Source organism: Streptomyces diastaticus subsp. diastaticus, from assembly GCF_011170125.1.
Lineage (GTDB): Bacteria > Actinomycetota > Actinomycetes > Streptomycetales > Streptomycetaceae > Streptomyces > Streptomyces diastaticus.
On record NZ_BLLN01000002.1, the window covers coordinates 1220978 to 1236912 of the forward strand.

The 15935-nt window shown below is 73.6% G+C and carries 15 protein-coding genes; 8 read left to right on the forward strand and 7 right to left on the reverse strand.

Features of this window, described 5'->3' with window-relative positions:
* Nucleotides 1-74: 74 nt before the first annotated feature.
* The 3 genes from Sdia_RS06925 to Sdia_RS06935 form a co-directional block, all read right to left on the reverse strand.
* Entirely contained in the window at nt 75-1451 is a 1377-nt protein-coding gene (locus Sdia_RS06925) for a serine hydrolase domain-containing protein (protein WP_115068786.1), read from the reverse strand.
* 232 nt (nt 1452-1683) lie between these two features.
* A complete protein-coding gene (locus tag Sdia_RS06930) occupies nt 1684-2787 on the reverse strand; it encodes a DUF1648 domain-containing protein (RefSeq protein ID WP_229831648.1) in 1104 nt (367 codons plus the stop codon).
* A gap of 210 nt (nt 2788-2997) precedes the next feature.
* Entirely contained in the window at nt 2998-3411 is a 414-nt protein-coding gene (locus tag Sdia_RS06935; protein ID WP_100458028.1) for a GntR family transcriptional regulator, read from the reverse strand.
* 97 nt (nt 3412-3508) lie between these two features.
* Between Sdia_RS06935 and Sdia_RS06940 the strand changes: the two genes are divergently transcribed.
* From Sdia_RS06940 to Sdia_RS06950, 3 genes are read left to right on the forward strand one after another with little or no spacing between them, the layout of a single operon-like run.
* Entirely contained in the window at nt 3509-3880 is a 372-nt protein-coding gene (locus Sdia_RS06940; protein ID WP_100458029.1) for a hypothetical protein, read from the forward strand.
* On the forward strand, nt 3877-4896 hold the full coding sequence (locus tag Sdia_RS06945; RefSeq protein WP_100458030.1) for an ABC transporter ATP-binding protein: 1020 nt from the start codon (nt 3877-3879) through the stop codon (nt 4894-4896). Before Sdia_RS06940 ends, Sdia_RS06945 begins: the two co-directional genes overlap by 4 nt.
* Entirely contained in the window at nt 4893-5690 is a 798-nt protein-coding gene (locus tag Sdia_RS06950) for an ABC-2 transporter permease family protein (protein WP_124287324.1), read from the forward strand. The genes Sdia_RS06945 and Sdia_RS06950 overlap by 4 nt, the downstream gene beginning before the upstream one ends.
* A gap of 63 nt (nt 5691-5753) precedes the next feature.
* On the opposite strand, the gene Sdia_RS06955 is transcribed toward Sdia_RS06950, so the two are convergent.
* The 3 genes from Sdia_RS06955 to Sdia_RS06965 all read right to left on the reverse strand — a co-directional run bounded on the left by Sdia_RS06955 (nt 5754) and on the right by Sdia_RS06965 (nt 8442).
* On the reverse strand, nt 5754-6008 hold the full coding sequence (locus Sdia_RS06955) for an MbtH family protein (RefSeq protein ID WP_100458032.1): 255 nt from the start codon (nt 6006-6008) through the stop codon (nt 5754-5756).
* A gap of 175 nt (nt 6009-6183) precedes the next feature.
* Nucleotides 6184-6993: an alpha/beta fold hydrolase gene (locus tag Sdia_RS06960; RefSeq protein WP_100458033.1), complete on the reverse strand. Its 810-nt coding sequence runs from the start codon at nt 6991-6993 to the stop codon at nt 6184-6186.
* A 30-nt stretch (nt 6994-7023) separates the two neighbouring features.
* The gene (locus Sdia_RS06965) at nt 7024-8442 is read right to left on the reverse strand and encodes an aldehyde dehydrogenase family protein (protein ID WP_100458034.1); all 1419 of its coding nucleotides are present in this window, start codon (nt 8440-8442) and stop codon (nt 7024-7026) included.
* Nucleotides 8443-9361: 919 nt separating this feature from the next.
* Here Sdia_RS06965 and Sdia_RS06970 point away from each other — a divergent pair.
* The 5 genes from Sdia_RS06970 to Sdia_RS06990 all read left to right on the forward strand — a co-directional run bounded on the left by Sdia_RS06970 (nt 9362) and on the right by Sdia_RS06990 (nt 15082).
* On the forward strand, nt 9362-10309 hold the full coding sequence (locus tag Sdia_RS06970; protein ID WP_100458035.1) for an ArsR/SmtB family transcription factor: 948 nt from the start codon (nt 9362-9364) through the stop codon (nt 10307-10309).
* Between the two features lie 242 nt (nt 10310-10551).
* Nucleotides 10552-10728 (forward strand): hypothetical protein, encoded by a 177-nt coding sequence (locus Sdia_RS06975; RefSeq protein WP_164494931.1) that lies wholly within the window; start codon nt 10552-10554, stop codon nt 10726-10728.
* Nucleotides 10725-13016: a TOMM precursor leader peptide-binding protein gene (locus Sdia_RS06980; protein WP_100458036.1), complete on the forward strand. Its 2292-nt coding sequence runs from the start codon at nt 10725-10727 to the stop codon at nt 13014-13016. Before Sdia_RS06975 ends, Sdia_RS06980 begins: the two co-directional genes overlap by 4 nt.
* A 147-nt stretch (nt 13017-13163) precedes the next feature.
* Nucleotides 13164-14429, forward strand: a complete 1266-nt coding sequence (locus tag Sdia_RS06985; protein WP_115068784.1) for a sensor histidine kinase — start codon at nt 13164-13166, stop codon at nt 14427-14429.
* A gap of 41 nt (nt 14430-14470) precedes the next feature.
* Nucleotides 14471-15082, forward strand: coding sequence for a response regulator transcription factor (locus Sdia_RS06990; protein WP_100458038.1), 612 nt, complete (start codon nt 14471-14473; stop codon nt 15080-15082).
* Between the two features lie 32 nt (nt 15083-15114).
* Here the strand turns inward: Sdia_RS06990 and Sdia_RS06995 are convergent, their stop codons facing one another.
* The gene (locus tag Sdia_RS06995) at nt 15115-15795 is read right to left on the reverse strand and encodes an NADH oxidase (RefSeq protein WP_100458039.1); all 681 of its coding nucleotides are present in this window, start codon (nt 15793-15795) and stop codon (nt 15115-15117) included.
* Between the last annotated feature and the right edge of the window lie 140 nt (nt 15796-15935).

Consider the following 15935-nt stretch of genomic DNA (forward strand, 5'->3'; position numbering starts at 1 on the left):
CACAACGGCTCTGGGAAGGGAAGGCCGGAGCGCGGGCGGCCGCACCGCGGCGGCGCCCGTCCGGCCCCGAGGGGTCAGAGCCGGTACATGGCCCGGCCGCCGTACTGGAGCAGGGTGACGGGGCCGTCGGCCCGCTCCCGGACGAAGCGGCCGGTGATCGGGAGCGCGCCGGGCTCGCCGCTGCGGGCCACGAAGAGGTCGTCCTCGTGCAGGGAGAGGCGGTAGTCGGTGTAGCTCTCGCGGGTCAGCAGGAGGTCGCCGGAGTCGTCGCGGACCACCATCAGCGCCAGGTCGCCGTTGGCGTACGTGCCGAGGTAGTCGGCGAGCGGGGCGCCCTGCGGGGAGTCGGGGACGGGCAGCGCGTAGTGGCCCACGTCCAGCCCGGCCTCGGGCAGCCGCGCGATCAGCGCCTCCCACAGCTTGGGGCCCGCGGTGGAGTTGGCGGTGAGCGCCAGCGCGATCGAACGGCCCGGGTGCAGCCGGAGGTTGCAGGAGGCGCCGCCCACCGCCCCGTCGTGGCCGTACCAGGCGTCGTCGCCGTGGCCGTGGCGCATCAGGCCCAGCCCCCAGCCGTCGGCGAGGCCGAACGGTTCGGCGTCCGGCACGCAGGTGCGCATGGCGAGGACCGCGTCCTCGGGGAGCAGGTGCCGCTGGGGGAAGGTCTCCCGGTCGGCCAGGTGCGGGCGGGCCGCCGTGACCAGGTCGGTGGCGCTGCCGACCAGTCCGCCCGCGGCGGCCAGGGAGAGCGAGGTCATGTGGTCGACGCGCTCGGCCCGCTCACCGCCGGCCCGCAGCGCGTGGCCCTCGGCCACCGGCCGGGCGGCACCGTTCTGGCCGGGGCGCGGGTCGTGCAGGAAGGCCGGTTCGATGCCGAGCGGCCGCAGCAGGCAGCTGTCCATCGCCGTCCACCAGTCCATGCCGGAGGCCGCCTCGACCACCGCCCCGAGCAGGCAGTAGCCGGTGTTGGAGTAGGAGAAGGCACGGCCCGGCGGGAAGAGCGCCGGCTGCTGCGCGCACACCCCGGCGAACCGCCGGTACGACGGGCCGCGCATCTCCGGGTGCTCCAGGCTGTCCACCACCCCGGCGGTGTGGCTGAGGAGGTGACGGACGGTGGCCGTGCCGAGGGCCGGTACGGCGGCGCGCTTCAGGTCGGGCAGGAGCCCGGCGAGCGGCTCGTCGAGGTCCAGGTCGCCGTCGGAGACGAACTGCATCACCAGCTCGGCCGTGAGGAACTTGGTCACCGAGCCGAACGGGAAACCCGTCCGGCTCGTCACCGGCTCGCCGGTGCGGACCGAGGCGAGGCCGGTGGCGTACTCGCTCAGGGTGCCGTCGCGGTGGACGGCGAGCTGCGCGCCGGTCACCCCGTGCTCGCGGACCAGCTCCTCGAAGAGCGCGCCCACCGCCGCGTCACCGGCCGCCTCGCCGGCCCGTACCGCTTCCTCGGCACCCACTGCGCCCACTGCACCCACCGGACCCTTCACGCGATCGTCGTGCCCCGGCGCGGACCACAGCGCGAACACGCCGCGGTGCGGCGTCGACTTCGGGGGCGGCGGGACATGCCTCGCCTGCCTCACCAGACTCCCGTGCGGCGGGTGCCACCGCAATCAGCTTCGACAGCAGCGGAAAGCCGCTGGTCAGAGAGGAGTTGACAGGAACCGGGCCAGGTCCGCCCGGTGCCTGTCGTCAGCCGAGCGCCAGCACCACGCCCGCCGCGGCGCCGAGCACCAGCAGGACGGCGCACACGGCCAGGAAGCGGCGGTTGGCGAGGTTCACCGTCCAGCCCATGCCGACGCGCTTGGGGACCAGCACGGCCGGGTCGTCGGCGTTGAGGTAGACCGTGCCGGCGCCGCGCCAGAACCGGTCGTCGTCCCGTGTGACCAGCCCGGTGTCCTCCTCGCCGCCGGCGGTCGCCGCGCCCCGGGCCATCGGGAGGAAGGGGTAGGCCGCGCCGGCCAGCGCCAGCACCGTCGGCACCCCGACGACCACCGCGAGCAGCGCGCCCGAGCGGCTGCCCGTCCACATCATCGCGGAGAGGCCGAGCAGCATCACGTTGATCAGCGCGCCCACGCCCAGCAGGGAGCGGGCGATCAGGGAGAGCCTGCGGCGGTACTCGGCGGCACTGGCGCGGGGCCGGGAGGCGTCCACGTCGGCGCGGGCACGCAGCACCGCGGCGACCGTGCCGACCATGGTGAGGGTGACCGCCAGCTGGACGAGGACCAGGCTGAAGGCCGACCAGAAGGTGGTGGCGAACTCGCGGTGGACGGTGCCCGACGGGGAGCGCTCCGGCAGCAACAGCGTGTCGGGCAGCTCAGGGTAGGCGAACGCCCCGGCGGTGGCGCTGACGGCGAACACCAGCAGCGAGGGGACCACCCAGAGCCAGGGCATCCGCACCGGGTCGGTGCGCAGCGAGGTGTCCATGGCGGCGCCCTGCCGCAGCTCCCGGTACCAGTCGCCCTCCTCCTTGGCGCGGGTCAGCGCCTGGTGGGCGCGGAACCACAGCACGGCGGCGACCCCGCAGAGCGCCAGCGCCGCGACCGAGCCGACCAGGGCGCTGTCGGTGAGGGCGCCGAGACCGAGCGAGACCGCGGTGAGGACGGCGATGGCGGGCAGGAGCAGGGCGCGGTAGCGCCGGCGCTCCTGGTGGACCTCCGGCGCGTCCGCCCGGCCGGGGGGCACCCGGACGCCGAACGGCACCGAACGGGGGCTCAGTTGCGGGCTCGGCGCGGCGTAGAAGACGGCACCCAGGAGCAGGAGCACCGCGGAATTGACGAGGAGGCTGACGAGCACGGGGTTCACCTGATCCGTCCGACGAAGTCATGGTCATGGCAGTCATGGTCATGGGAGCGGCCTCGCGGGAGCGGCGTCGCCCGGTGCGCGGCCGCGCGGACGCGCGCGCGACACCCTCCGGCAGCCTCCCGTACCGCCGTCCCGTCCGGCAACGGTCTTCGGCGAGCGCCGAATGCGCGTCGCCCGCCGGGCGGTTCTGCCACCATCCGGCTATCCACTTCCTTCCTCCTCTCCCGCCCGGCCGAGGGCGAACCCGTCGAGGGCCGACCGGACGTACGCCGCGACCTCCGCCTCGGGCACGCCCCTCACGACGGCCTCGGCGAGCAGGACGCGCAGCCGGGGCCGCCAGTCGTCGCCCGCCCGCAGTTCGGGCGTCGGCCGGCCGACGTCCGGGTGGACCACCGCGCCGCTCTTGCGGTTGATGCGGATGATCCCCTCCCGGCGCAGCAGGTCGTACGCCTTGTTCACGGTGTGGAAGTTGATCGCGAGATCGACGGCGCACTGCCTGGTGGAGGGCAGTGACTCGCCCGGTTTCAGCGTGCCGTCCGCGATGGCTTCCACCACCCGGTCCCGGATCTGCTGGTAGATCGGGACCTCGCTGTCGAGATCGAGTAGTAGCTGCACGGCTCCAACATATCTGATATACAACTACTAGAACAGATAGCCAGCGTAGAGAAGACGCACGGGACCCACGGGGTCCCCGAGGGAGGGGAAGTTCCCCATGGCACTGATGAAGATCTCCGGCACCGACCTCACCGTGACCTTCAGCGGCTGGGAGCGGATGTGGCTCAAGCGCGACAAGGTGACCGTCCCGCTGGCGGCGCTGCGGCGTGTGGAGCCCGTCCGTGACCCGCTCCGCGAGGCGCACGGCACCCGCAGCGGCATCCAGGTCTCCGGCTTCGCCAAGGTCGGCACCTGGGGCCTGGTCAAGGGTCCGCGCCAGCTCGTCGCCGCCTACCGGGGCTCACCCGGACTGCACGTCCGGCTGGACCGCGCGGCCGCCTCCGCGGACTTCGACGAGCTGGTGCTCTCGGCCGACGACGCCGACCGCCTCGCCGAGGAACTCTCGCACCACCTGGGGAAGAACCGATGAACGAGAACACGCTCCACGACCGCCCGGGCGCCGCCACCGAGGAGACCGGTACGCGGCCGGTGGCGGGCCCGGGCACCCGGATCGAGGTGACCGGTCTGACCAAGCGGTTCGGCGAGGTCACCGCCGTCGACGGACTGAGCTTCGCCGTGGAGCCGGGCGTCGTCACCGGCTTCCTCGGGCCGAACGGCGCCGGCAAGACCACCACCATGCGCATGATCCTCGGCCTGGTCACCCCCACCGAGGGCACCGCCACCGTCGGCGGCCGCCGCTACACGGAACTCGACCGGCCCTCCGACGTGGTCGGCGCCGTCCTCGACACCTCCGCCTTCCACCCCAACCACTCCGCCCGCGACCACCTGCGGATCTACTGCGCCATGGGCGGACACCCGGACAGCCGGGTGGACGAGCTGCTGACCCGCCTCGGCATCGCCGAGCACGCCCACCGGCGCACCCGCACCTTCTCCACCGGCATGAAGCAGCGGCTCAGCCTCGCCACGGCGCTCCTCGGCGATCCGCGCGTCCTGCTGCTGGACGAGCCGAGCAACGGCCTCGACCCCGAGGGCATCGCCTGGCTCCGCACCTTCCTGCGCGAGCTGGCGGCCGAGGGCCGCACCGTCCTCGTCTCCAGCCACGTGCTCAGCGAGGTCCAGCAGATCGTCGACGACATCGTGATGATCCGGCGCGGCAGGCTGGTCGCCGCCGGACCGCTGGCGGACATCGAGCGCTACCGGCCCGCCACGGTCCTGGTGCGCTCGCCCGACGCCGAGCGGCTGCGGACGCTGATCCTCGACGGCACCCGGGGTCCGGCCGCCGAAGTGGTCACGGCCGACGACGGTTCGCTGCGGGTCCGCGGGCTGACCGCCGCCGAGATCGCCGACCTCGCCTCGGCCGCCGGACTGCGGGTGCACGAGCTGAGCGCCGGCAGCACCAGCCTGGAGCAGCTCTTCCTCGACCTGACCCAGGACAGCACCGAACAGCCGGAGCAGAACCGGCGCGACGAGGGGGAAGCACGGTGAACGCGTTGATCAAGGCGGAGTTCCGCCGGCTGACGGCGACCAGGATGTGGCGGTGGGCGCTGCTCACGGCCGTCCTGCTCGGCGGCGGCCTGGTCGGCCTGATGGCGGCCGTGGGGCCGGAGAACTTCACGCCGCCCATGCCCGGGATGCACACCGAGGAGGGCGTGCTCTCCGTCCTCGGGATGCTCGGCTTCACCGTCTTCGTCCCGGCCGCGCTCGGCACGCTGGCGATGACCGCGGAGTACCGCCACCGCACCGCCACGTACACCTTCCTCTTCGCGCCCCGGCGCTGGCAGGTGCTCACCGCCAAGCTGGTCACCTTCGGCGGCGCCGGACTGGTCTACGGGCTGGTCCTGGCGGTGAGCGCGGGCGCCGGGTTGTACGGGGCGCTGGCCGCGCGCGGCGTCACGCCCGGTCTGGCGGCGGGCACCGTGTGGGCGCTGCTGCTGCGGCTGGCCCTGACGATGGCGGCCTACACCCTGCTCGGCGTCGCGATGGGGGCGCTCATCCGCAACATGACCGTCGCCCTCGCCGTGGTCATCGGCTACCTCTACATGGGCGAGCTGATCCTCATGATGATCCCGGGCGTCAACCTGGTCTACCCGCTGCTGCCCGGCGGTGCCACGGCTTCCCTCACCAGCTTCACCTACGTCGCCGACGCCGTCGCCGGCGAACTGGCCACCAGCCCCGTCTCGCTGCTCTCCCCGGTGGGCGGCGGATTCCTGCTGGCCGGTTACGCCCTGGTGGCCGCGGCGGTGGCGGTGCTGGTGCCGATGCGCCGCGACGTGCTCTGAACAAGCGGGAGCGGGTGCCCCGGACTGCACTCCGGGACACCCGCGACGGAACTGGCCCGTGGATCAGGCGGGTACGGCGGTCTGGGCCGCGCCCTGGGGCGCGGCCGGGACCCCGTCCATCTCGCGTATCAGGCTGGCGGGCCGCATGTCGGTCCAGTTCTTCTCGACGTAGTCGAGGCAGGACTGGCGGCTGTCCTCGCCGAAGACGACCGTCCAGCCGTCCGGCACCTTGGCGAACGTGGGCCACAGCGAGTGCTGGTTCTCGTCGTTGACCAGGACGTAGAAGACGCCGTTGTCGTCGTCGAACGGGTTCTCCATGAGTTTCCCTTTCCTCATGTTGGGGTTCCGGTCAGATCCCGGTTCCCGCGGCATGGTCTCCCGGCCGTGTCGACCGGTTCAAAGTGTTTCGCCTGGGGTCGAACCGGCCCAGGCTGGTGCGGTCCGGTGGGGCCGGGGGACGCCGCTGGAGGCGTTCCCCGGCCCCCCTGCCGGATCAGGCGCGCCGCGCGAAGAAGTCGAGCAGTGCGTTGTTGACCTGGTCGGGGCGTTCCAGGTAGCCGTAGTGCCCCGCGTCCGCCACCTCCAGGTACCGGGCGCCGGGTATGGCGTCGGCGACCTCGCGGCCCAGGTGGGGCGGGAGGAGCACGTCGTCGGCGAAGCCGACGACCAGACAGGGCGTGGTGATCCGCCGGTAGGCGGCCAGCCGGTCGGTGGTCATGTCGATGCCGAGCTGGGCCCGGTGGCCCGGTGTCCGGGCGAGCGGGGCCATCTCGAAGATGTCCAGCCAGTCCCGGATCTCCTTGTCCGAGCGCAGGGTGGCGGGGGACAGGTTCTGGACGGCCCGCACCGTCGCGGAGTACAGCGGGGTCATCACCCCGCCCTGGTCGTGGAACTCCCGCTCGGCGCGGGCCTGCGCCCGGCGCATGGCGTCGTCCCGGCCCCGGGTGGCCAACAGCGCCACCTGGCTGACCAGTTCGGGCCGGGCCAGGCAGAGTTCCTGGGCGACGTGGGCGCCCAGCGAGGTGCCCACCACGCGGCACGGCCCGAGTCCGAGGTGCTCGATGAGCCCCGCCGTGTCGGCGACCATGTCGTCGACGGTGAACCCGTCGGCGCAGACGTCGGTCGGCGGTATGCCCCGGTTGTCGAAGGTGACGACCCGGTACCCGGCCGCGCGCAGCGCCGGCACCTGGTGCAGGTGCCAGGAGCGGCCGCCGGCGCCGGAGCCCATCACCATCACCACCGGCTCGCCGTCGCCGCTCTCCTGGTAGTGGAGACTGATTCCGTTGACGTGTGCGATCGGCACAACTGCCCTTCTTTCGTCTTCCGTGGTCCGTCAGACACGCCCCAGGACCTGGGCGGGCCGCGGTGCCGGAGGGTCCGCGCGGTACGGGGCGAAGAGTGCCGCCTCGTCGGGGACCCGGGCGGGGATCGGCCGGGAGACCGTCGTGTGGTTGAGGAAGTGGCGCCAGGTGACGTTGCCCGCGACGCTGGAGCCGCCCCAGCTGCCGCTGGAGAGCGTGGTGGTGAAGGGGACGCCGGCGCTGAGGCTGCCGGTGTTGGTCATCGTCGACTGGTTGACGACGACCCGGCAGTGGGTGACCGCCTCGGCCAGCCGCAGCACCCGGTCCTCGCGCGCGGTGTGCACCGCGCAGCTGTGGCCGAGGCCGCACCGCTCCGCGATGGCCTGCACCAGACGGACCGCCTCACCGAAGTCCCGGTAGGCGCAGAGGGTCAGCAACGGCGAGATCTTCTCCCGCAGCACCGGCTGGTCCTGGGACGGGTCGGCGCAGCGTACGGCGAGGACGGAGACGCGCCGACCGTGCAGGTCGATCCCGGCGGCCTCGGCCAGCTCGGCGGCCGGACGGCCGACCAGGGACCGGTCGAGGGTGGTGCCGTCCGGCCACAGGACCCGGGTCAGCCGCTCCGCCTCCGCCTCGTCGCAGAGGTGCGAGCCGGCCTCCACCAGGCCGCGCTCGAAGGCCGCCGCCACCGAGTGGTGGACCAGGACGTTGCTCTCCGAGGAGCACGAGGTGCCGTGGTTGAACCCGGCCCCGTGGTGCACCGCCGCCACCGCCGCCGCGAGGTCCGCCGTCTCGTCCACGACGACCGTCGGGTTGCCCACCCCGGCTCCGATCGCGGGCGTACCACTGCGGTAGGCGCGGCGTACGGTGCCCGAGCCGCCGATGGCGACCACCGAGTCCGCCTCGGCCATCAGCAGCGACCCCGCCTCCCGGCCCGCCTCGGGCAGGCAGATCAGCAGGTCCGGGGGAGCGCCCACCGAGGCGAGGGCGGCCCGCATCACGTCGACCGTGGCCCGCGCGCTGCGGTGGGCCCGGGGGTTGGGGCTGAAGACGGCGGCGTTGCGGGTCTTCAGCATCGGCAGGGCGTTGCAGATGATGCCGGGGGCCGGAGCCGTCGCGGGGCTCGCCACCGCGATCACGCCGAGCGGCTTGGCGATCCTGAGCAGGCCCAGTGCCGGGTCCGACTCGACCACGCCGACGGTGCGGGCGCCGTGCAGGTCGTGCAGGATGCCCAGCACCCGCCTGCGCTGGAGGGCGTACAGGTCCTCGGCGTCCCCGAGGCGGGTCTCCCGGTGACTCAGCCGGGCCAGGCGGCCGGCCGTCTCCTCCTGGTAGCAGTGCCAGCCGACGGCCGCGACGGCCCGGTCGGTCTCCGCCTGCGACCACGAGGCGATCTCGGCCTGGGCGGCTCTGGCCCGGTGGACCACGTCCTCCACGGATTCCCTGATCACGACTCTCCCCCAAGGGCGCTCGCTGGGAAGCGGTCTCCCTGGAGTGCACGGGGGACGCGCCTTCGTCTCGGGGCGCCGGGGGGCTCCCGGGGCTCCCGCAGAGAACTTCACGTTCCTGCCGGCGCAGCGTAGGTCCGCCGATTCACCCCCCGCCACAGTTTCGGTCCTCGGCAAACCCCGTCGGGAGCGGGGACGCGGCGGCCCGGCCGGTCCGCTGCCGACGGGGCCGGGACGGGGCCGCCGCCGGCCCCGACGGCGTGCGAGGCCACGCGTGCCGACCGCGTGGGCGGGGCGACGGAACGGTGAGAACCAGCCACGGGCAGCCTTCCGCAGCGACCGGAACGGCCCCGCCGGGCGCCGGGGCCCGACCGGTCCGGGACCGCCGCGATGGCCGGGACACGCCCCCCGGCAGCCCCCTCCGGGCGGGCCCGTGCCCGCCGAGTCCCTCTCCGGGCGAAGTGGGCGGAGGCTCCACCGAGACCCCGGTCCACGCGCCCAACCTCGTCACACGTAGTGATGGCGCCACCACGCCACCGGGTGCCGGTGCCCCCGTCCCCGGCCGCGCCCGGCTGAAACGGAAAGCCGGGAACGAGGCTGGGATCTTTCCCGGTCCCTCACGAGGTCCGCACCTGAAGAATTCATGATCGGCGTGGTGAATCGGCCATGGCGCCTCAAGGAACGCGGCACTGTCCGCGCGCCACCCGCCGTGGCACCGTCTGGCATGAGTCTGGACAGGAGCGGCCGCACGCGGGCGCCCCTGGCACCAACACCGCGAGGTATCCGCGCGCACGGCACCTGCCCTCCCCCGGAGACCGTCCGGCCGGGCGGGCAGCGGTACGGCGCTCCACCGTGAACCGGTGGAGGCGGACCGGCCGCGCGCCTGGCGCTCGGGTCCACCACTCATCAACGGGGGAAACACATGCAGAGGATTCACTTCTCAGCGGCTGACCTGGCCCGCACGCGTCTACAGAGCACGCTCGGGCCGGTCGCCGAGGGGATCTTCGCGCTCGGCGCGCTGGCCCACTCACGTAACGCGGAGTACGCCCGATGGCGTGGTGAGACCCTGGCGAGGCTCCGCGACACCTACTCCCTCAACCGTCCTCTGCTGCCCCTGCTCCGCTCGCTGCGCGCCCCCGACGACCTGCTCTTCCTCCTGGACTCCTCGCCGCAGGCCGACACCTCGGCGCTCTCCGCGCTCCACCTGAGCCGGACTGAGGTGACCCGGCTGGCCGTGGACATGTGGCGGGCGGGCGGCGCCCCCTACTGGGACCGCGTCCTGGAGCACCTCGACCACGAGTGCGCCGAGCACGGCCGGATCGTGATGACCGGCGGTGTGGAGCGCTTCCTCGCCACCCTCCACCCGAGGATCGTGTGGAACCCGCCGGTGCTGGAGATCCACGACGGCCCGGAGCGCGACATCCACCTCAAGGGGCGCGGCCTGCTGCTGAGCCCCTCCGCCTTCCTGCCGGGTCTGGTGGGCCGCGCGCTGCACGCCGAACGCGACAGCGGTCAGCCCGCGCTGGTCTTCGCCGTCCCCTCCGACGTCTCCCGGCTGTTCGCCCCGACCGACGAGGTGGACGCGATCAGCGGGGAGGCCCTGCGGGCACTGGTCGGCCAGACCCGCGCCGCCGCCCTGCGCGCGCTGACCAGCACCTGCACCACCAGCCAGCTCGCCGCGCGGCTCGGTGTCTCGCCGGGCAGCGCCAGCCAGCACGCCTCGGTACTGCGGGAGTCGGGGCTCATCACCACTCGCCGGGTCCGCAACTGCGCGCTCCACTCGGTGACCCCGCTGGGCATGGCGCTCCTCGGCGGCCGGCTGCGCACACCCGCGCCGGCCCCGCTGCACGTCACGAGCCCGGCCGCCTGAACCACTCCGGCCGCCGTACGGGTACCCTCCAGGCCCGGTGCGCCACCGGCCAGTTGTTTCGGGCCCTGCCGAAAGCGGGTGACCGCGCCATGAGATTTTCATGGCCCCTTGGTGACCCGCGGGGCTGTCCGGCGTTCACCGGAGTCGCACAGAATCGCTGCAACGGAACCCCGATCCGGGGGTATCGGGGGAGGCGCCGCACACAACCGGCGCACCCCACGGATGAAAGGGACACCACCACCATGAGCTCTGCCACGCTCTCCGCCCCGCGCTCCGACGGCGCGGCCACCTCCTCGCGCACCCTGATCATCGAGGACCTGGAGACCCTGCCCGAGCACGGCACCGCCCTCTTCACCATCTGCATCGCCGCCTCCCCGGCCGCGCCGGGCCCGGCCACCCGCGAGCAGCACCAGGCATGACCGTCCTCGGGGGACGCGGCCGTGAGCCCGCCGGTGGCCGCGTCGGGCCGATCGGCCTGAAGAGTCATCTGCGGGCGACCGTGGTACCGGGCGAAGCGGCGTACCTGGTCTCCCAGCGCGGGGTCACCGCGCTGCGCGGGACCCCGGCCGAGGTGCTGGTCCCCCTGCTCGACGGGACCCGCGACCAGGCCGCGGTGATCAACGACGCCGGGCCCGAGCTGACCGCCGAGGAGGCGGCCGGCTCGCTGCGCGCACTCGACGCGGCGGGCCTGCTCCGCGTGCGTACCCCCGAGACGGCCGACCCGGCCACCGAGGCCTACTGGGACCTCGCCGGACCCGGCGCCCCCGACGCCCTGGCCGCCCTGGCCGGGACGGCGGTGGCGCTCGTCCCGCTCGCCGGCACCGACCCCGCCGGGGTCGCCGAGGCGTGCCGCGCCTCGGGCCTGACGGTGGCCGGCACGGCCGAGGAGGCCGACCTCTCCCTCGTCCTGTGCGACGACTACCTCGACCCGGAACTCGCCGGGGTCGACGCCCGGCAGCGCACCGCGGGCACCCCCTGGCTGCCGGTCCGGCTGGGGTCGGCCGCGCTCTGGCTCGGACCCGTGCTGCGTCCGCACGACGGCCCGTGCTGGCACTGCCTCGCCACCCGGCTGCGCGGCCACCGGCACGCCGAGTGGCCGCTCCAGCGCGCGCTGGGGCAGGACGGCCCCGTGCGCCGCCCGCACGCCACACTCCCGGCCGGCCGCGCCGTCGCCACCCACCTGGCCGTCCTGGAGGCGGCCAAGTGGCTGGCCGGTGCCCGCGGCGCGAGCCACGACGGGCTGACCACCCTGGACACGGTGACGCTGGCCACCACCACCCACCCCACCGCCCGGCTGCCGCAGTGCGCGGTCTGCGGCGACCCGAGGCTGACGGCCCGCCGGATCGAGGCGCCGTTCGTGCCCGCCTCCCGCCCCAAGGCCGCCGGAGACCTCAACGGCCACCGGGCGCTGACCCCCGCCCAGATGCTGGAGCGGTACGGCCACCTGGTCGGGCCCGTCACCGGCGTCGTCAAGGAGATCCGCCGGGCGCCGGGCAGCCCCGGCTTCATCAGCGCGTATCTCTCCGGGCAGAACCTCGCCATGCGCAGCGGCACCCTCGCCGGACTGCGGGCGGGGCTGCGTTCGCTCAGCGGTGGCAAGGGGCTCAGCGACACCGAGGCGCGGACCAGCGCGCTCTGCGAGGCCGTCGAGCGGTACAGCGGGACCCGGCAGGGCGACGAGCCGGTGGTGCGGGAGACCTACCGCGCGCTCGGCGACGAGGCCGTCCACCCGAACGCGTGCCAGCTCTTCCACGAGCGGCAGTTCGCCGACCGCGACCGCTGGAACTCAGGCGGCTCACACCTCCACCACGTGCCGCGCCGGTTCGACGAGGAGAGCCCCACCGAGTGGACCCCGGTCTGGTCGCTGACCCACCGGCGCCGCCGGCTGCTGCCGACCTCGTTGCTCTTCTTCGGCGAGCACGAGGCGCCGGACGGGCTGTGGGCCGATTCCAACGGCAACGCCGCCGGCAGCAGCCCCGAGGACGCGCTGGTCCAGGGGTTCCTGGAACTGGTCGAGCGGGACGCCGTCGCCCTGTGGTGGTACAACCGCACCCGTCATCCCGCCGTGGACCTCGACGCGTTCGGCGAGTCGTACATCGAGCGGCTGCGCGCCGGGTACCGGTCGGTGGGCCGCGAGGTGTGGGCGCTGGACCTCACCAGCGACCTCGGCATCCCGGTGGTCGCCGCGCTCTCCCGGCGCACCGACAAACCGGCCGAGGACATCGTCTTCGGCTTCGGCGCCCACTTCGACCCCCGGGTGGCGCTGCGCCGGGCCCTGACCGAGATGGGCCAACTGCTGCCGCTGGTCGGCGAGGTGACCGCCGACGGAGGCGGCTACCGGGTCACCGACCCCGAACCCCTCGACTGGTGGCGCCACGCCACCGCCGCCAACCGCCCCTACGTACGACCGGACCGGGCGGCCCCTGCCCGCACCCCGGACCACTGGTCCTACACCCCCGCCGGTGATCTTCTCCAGGACGTCAGGTCCATTACGGAACTATTGCGATCACGCGGCCTGGAGCTGCTGGTCCTGGACCAGACCAGACCGGACCTGGAACTTCCGGTTGTCAAGGTCCTGGTACCCGGACTCCGTCACTTCTGGCCCCGGTACGCCCCCGGCAGGCTGTACGACACGCCGGTGGAGCTGGGGTTGCGGACCGAGCCGTGCAGGCTGGAGGAGCTGAACCCGACGCCCCTCTTCGTCTGATTCCGGTTGGCCCGGAACGCGTGCCGCCTCACCGGCGCCCGGACACCGCGCGCCGACGCCTCGCCATGATCCCGGCACAGTCTCCCCGCAGATCACTTACGCTCCTTGCGTAGCACGGAGGTTCGACGGGGGAAAGGCTGCGTACGGATGAGACGGGGCGATGACGAACCACTGGAGGATTCCGGGTCGACCGGGAAGGCGAGACCGGACACCGAGGAGGAAGCCGCCACACCGGGAGCACGGGCCGACCACCTGTACCTCCCGGCGCCGAGACTGGCCCGGATCATCCTGGTCGTGGTGCTGCTCGGCTACCTCAGCGTCACCGCGATCAACCTCGCCGCGGCTCCGCACACCCGGTTCTCGCTGGTGCTCTCCTTCGTCTGCCAGGCCGGGGTCTTCCTGCTCCAGATCCGCCATTCGGGCGCGGGTGCCCGGCACGCGCCGCTGTGGGGGCGGTGCGTCACCCTCGGCTGCCAGGCGGCGCTGACCTACGTACCGCTGATCTTCTTCCGGTCCCAGTGGGGCTCGATGGCCGGCTTCCTCGCCGGGTCGCTGCTGCTCCTGCTGCCGCCGCGGCGTGCCTGGCCCGCCTACGGCCTCGTCGGCTCGACCATGGCGATCCCGCCGCTGCTGGAGGGCCTGCCGCTGCGCGACGCGTTCTACCTGGCGCAGTCCAGCCTGCTGACCGGGCTGGTGGTCTACGGGCTCTCGCGCCTGGCGGAACTGGTCAAGGCGCTGCACGACACCCGGATCGAGCTGACCCGGATGGCGGTCACGCAGGAACGGCTGCGCTTCGCCCGAGACCTGCACGACCTGCTCGGCTACAGCCTCTCCGTGATCACTCTGAAGAGCGAGCTGATCCACCGCCTGGTGCCCAGCCACCCCGAGCGGGCCATGGAGGAGGTCGGCGAGGTCCTCGCCGTCTCCCGGAAATCCCTCGCCGACGTGCGTTCGGTCGCCGCCGGCCTGCGCGGGATGTCGCTGGAGCAGGAGCTGGCCTCGGCCGAGTCGCTGCTGCGGTCCGCGGATGTCACGGTCCACAGCGACATCCGGCTCGGCGAGATCGATCCGCAGGTTGACACGGTGCTGGCGGCGGTCGCCCGAGAGGCGATCACCAACCTGCTGCGCCACTCGCGGGCCTCGGTCTGCGCCATCACGTCCGTCCAGGACGACGGCGTGGTCCGGCTCCGTATCTCCAACGACGGGGTCGACCCCTCCTACCGCGACGTCTCGCCGCACAGCGGCAGCGGTCTGGGCAACCTGGAGACGCGGCTGGGGGCGGTCTCCGGCCGGCTCTCCGTCTCCCGGGCGGGGGACGAGACCTTCACCCTCATCGCGGAGGTACCCGCGCACCCGGCCCCCGGGGCCCCCGCCCGGAGGGCCGAGGCGTACGCCCAGGGCCCCACCGCCTGACCGCACCAGCAACCCCCGAACGAACCTGAGGAGCGGCCTCCATGGCGATACGCATCCTGCTGGCCGAGGACATGCACATGGTCCGCGGCGCCCTGGTCGCCCTGCTGAACCTGGAGAACGACCTGGAGGTCGTCTGCGAGGTCGGCCGCGGCGACGACATCGTGCCGAGTGCGCTGGAACACCGGCCGGACATCGCGATCATCGACATCGACCTGCCCGGGATCGACGGGCTCACCGCGGCGGCGCGGCTGCGCGAGTCGCTGCCCGAGTGCCGGACGTTGATCCTGACCAATCTCGGGCGTCCCGGCACCCTGCGCCGTGCCCTCTCGGCGCACGTCTCCGGCTACCTGCTCAAGGACGCCCCGCCGCACGAACTGGCCACCGCCGTACGGCGGGTGGTGGCCGGCCACCGGGTCATCGACCCCCAGCTCGCCCTCTCGGCGTGGGACGGCGCCGACAGCCCGCTCACCGAGCGGGAGACGGAAGTGCTGCGGCTGGTCGCGCAGGGCTGGGAGCCGGGCGAGATCGCCAAGGAGCTGCACCTTTCGGCCGGGACGGTCCGCAACTACCTGACCACGGTGGTCTCCAAGCTCAACGCCCGCAACCGGGTGGACGCGATCAGGATCGCGCAGGCCTCCGACTGGTTGCTGTGAGGCCGCCCGGCGGCGGCCGGGGGGCTTTGGGGTCAGGAGACCGCCGGCGGCTCCCCCGCCGGGGCGGGGCGCGGCCCGTGGACCGGCGCGGCCATCCCGGCGGCGGTCAGATAGCCGATCACCCCCGTGGGCACCACGCCGGGTACCGGCAGCACGTCGGCGGCGGCCTCCGGGGTCACGGGCCAGCCCAGCAGCGAGGCGACCAACGCCGCCTCCGGCCGGTGCAGCAGGACACGGTGCGAGGCGGCCGCCGAACTCAGCGCGAAGCCGCCGCTCTCCGGGGTCAGTGAGACCTCGTCCATCAGCCGCATCGCCTGCCGGGGCGGCGGCCGGACCGGGACGAACGGGGCGGGCCGGACCACGGGAACGGCCGAAAGCAGCGGTCCGCCCAGATCGTCGATGGCCAGGGTGCGCACCACGAGGTGGGAGATGCCGCCCAGAGCCCGGGCCAGCGCGGGGTCGTCGCTGCCGACCGGGAGCGCTCCCCGCGGCGCGGACGCTTCGCGGCGCCCCGGGGCGAGGTTGGCGAGCAGCACGGGCCCGAGCTGCATCCGCCGCAGCGCCTCCCGTACCAGCGGGGACGCCTCGGCCACCCGGTCGGTGCCGTTCGGCCCGGTCAGGACGATTCCGTCACCGGAGGCGTCGTCCTCGATGCCGATGTCCTCACCGAGGGACCAGAGGTGCATCGCGCTGTGCCCGTCCGCCTTTCTCACGCTGCCCCTCGGTCCGTTGCGTGCAAGCTGTTTACTCGCCAGTATCCCGGGTCGCCCGCTGTGCCGGGCAGCGAGGGAATCACCAATCAGACATGCGGATTTCATGGCCGCGCCACCGCGCGCCGGATTGATCGGAGCAC

What these genes read in the sequence shown, in the direction of transcription:
- Sdia_RS06970 (WP_100458035.1), top strand. Translation starts at nt 9,362, where the DNA reads ATGCAGAGGATTCACTTCTCAGCGGCTGACCTGGCCCGCACGCGTCTA.
- Sdia_RS06945 (WP_100458030.1), top strand. Translation starts at nt 3,877, where the DNA reads ATGAACGAGAACACGCTCCACGACCGCCCGGGCGCCGCCACCGAGGAG.
- Sdia_RS06955 (WP_100458032.1), bottom strand. Translation starts at nt 6,008, where the DNA reads ATGGAGAACCCGTTCGACGACGACAACGGCGTCTTCTACGTCCTGGTC.
- Sdia_RS06990 (WP_100458038.1), top strand. Translation starts at nt 14,471, where the DNA reads ATGGCGATACGCATCCTGCTGGCCGAGGACATGCACATGGTCCGCGGC.
- Sdia_RS06985 (WP_115068784.1), top strand. Translation starts at nt 13,164, where the DNA reads ATGAGACGGGGCGATGACGAACCACTGGAGGATTCCGGGTCGACCGGG.
- Sdia_RS06975 (WP_164494931.1), top strand. Translation starts at nt 10,552, where the DNA reads ATGAGCTCTGCCACGCTCTCCGCCCCGCGCTCCGACGGCGCGGCCACC.
- Sdia_RS06940 (WP_100458029.1), top strand. Translation starts at nt 3,509, where the DNA reads ATGGCACTGATGAAGATCTCCGGCACCGACCTCACCGTGACCTTCAGC.
- Sdia_RS06980 (WP_100458036.1), top strand. Translation starts at nt 10,725, where the DNA reads ATGACCGTCCTCGGGGGACGCGGCCGTGAGCCCGCCGGTGGCCGCGTC.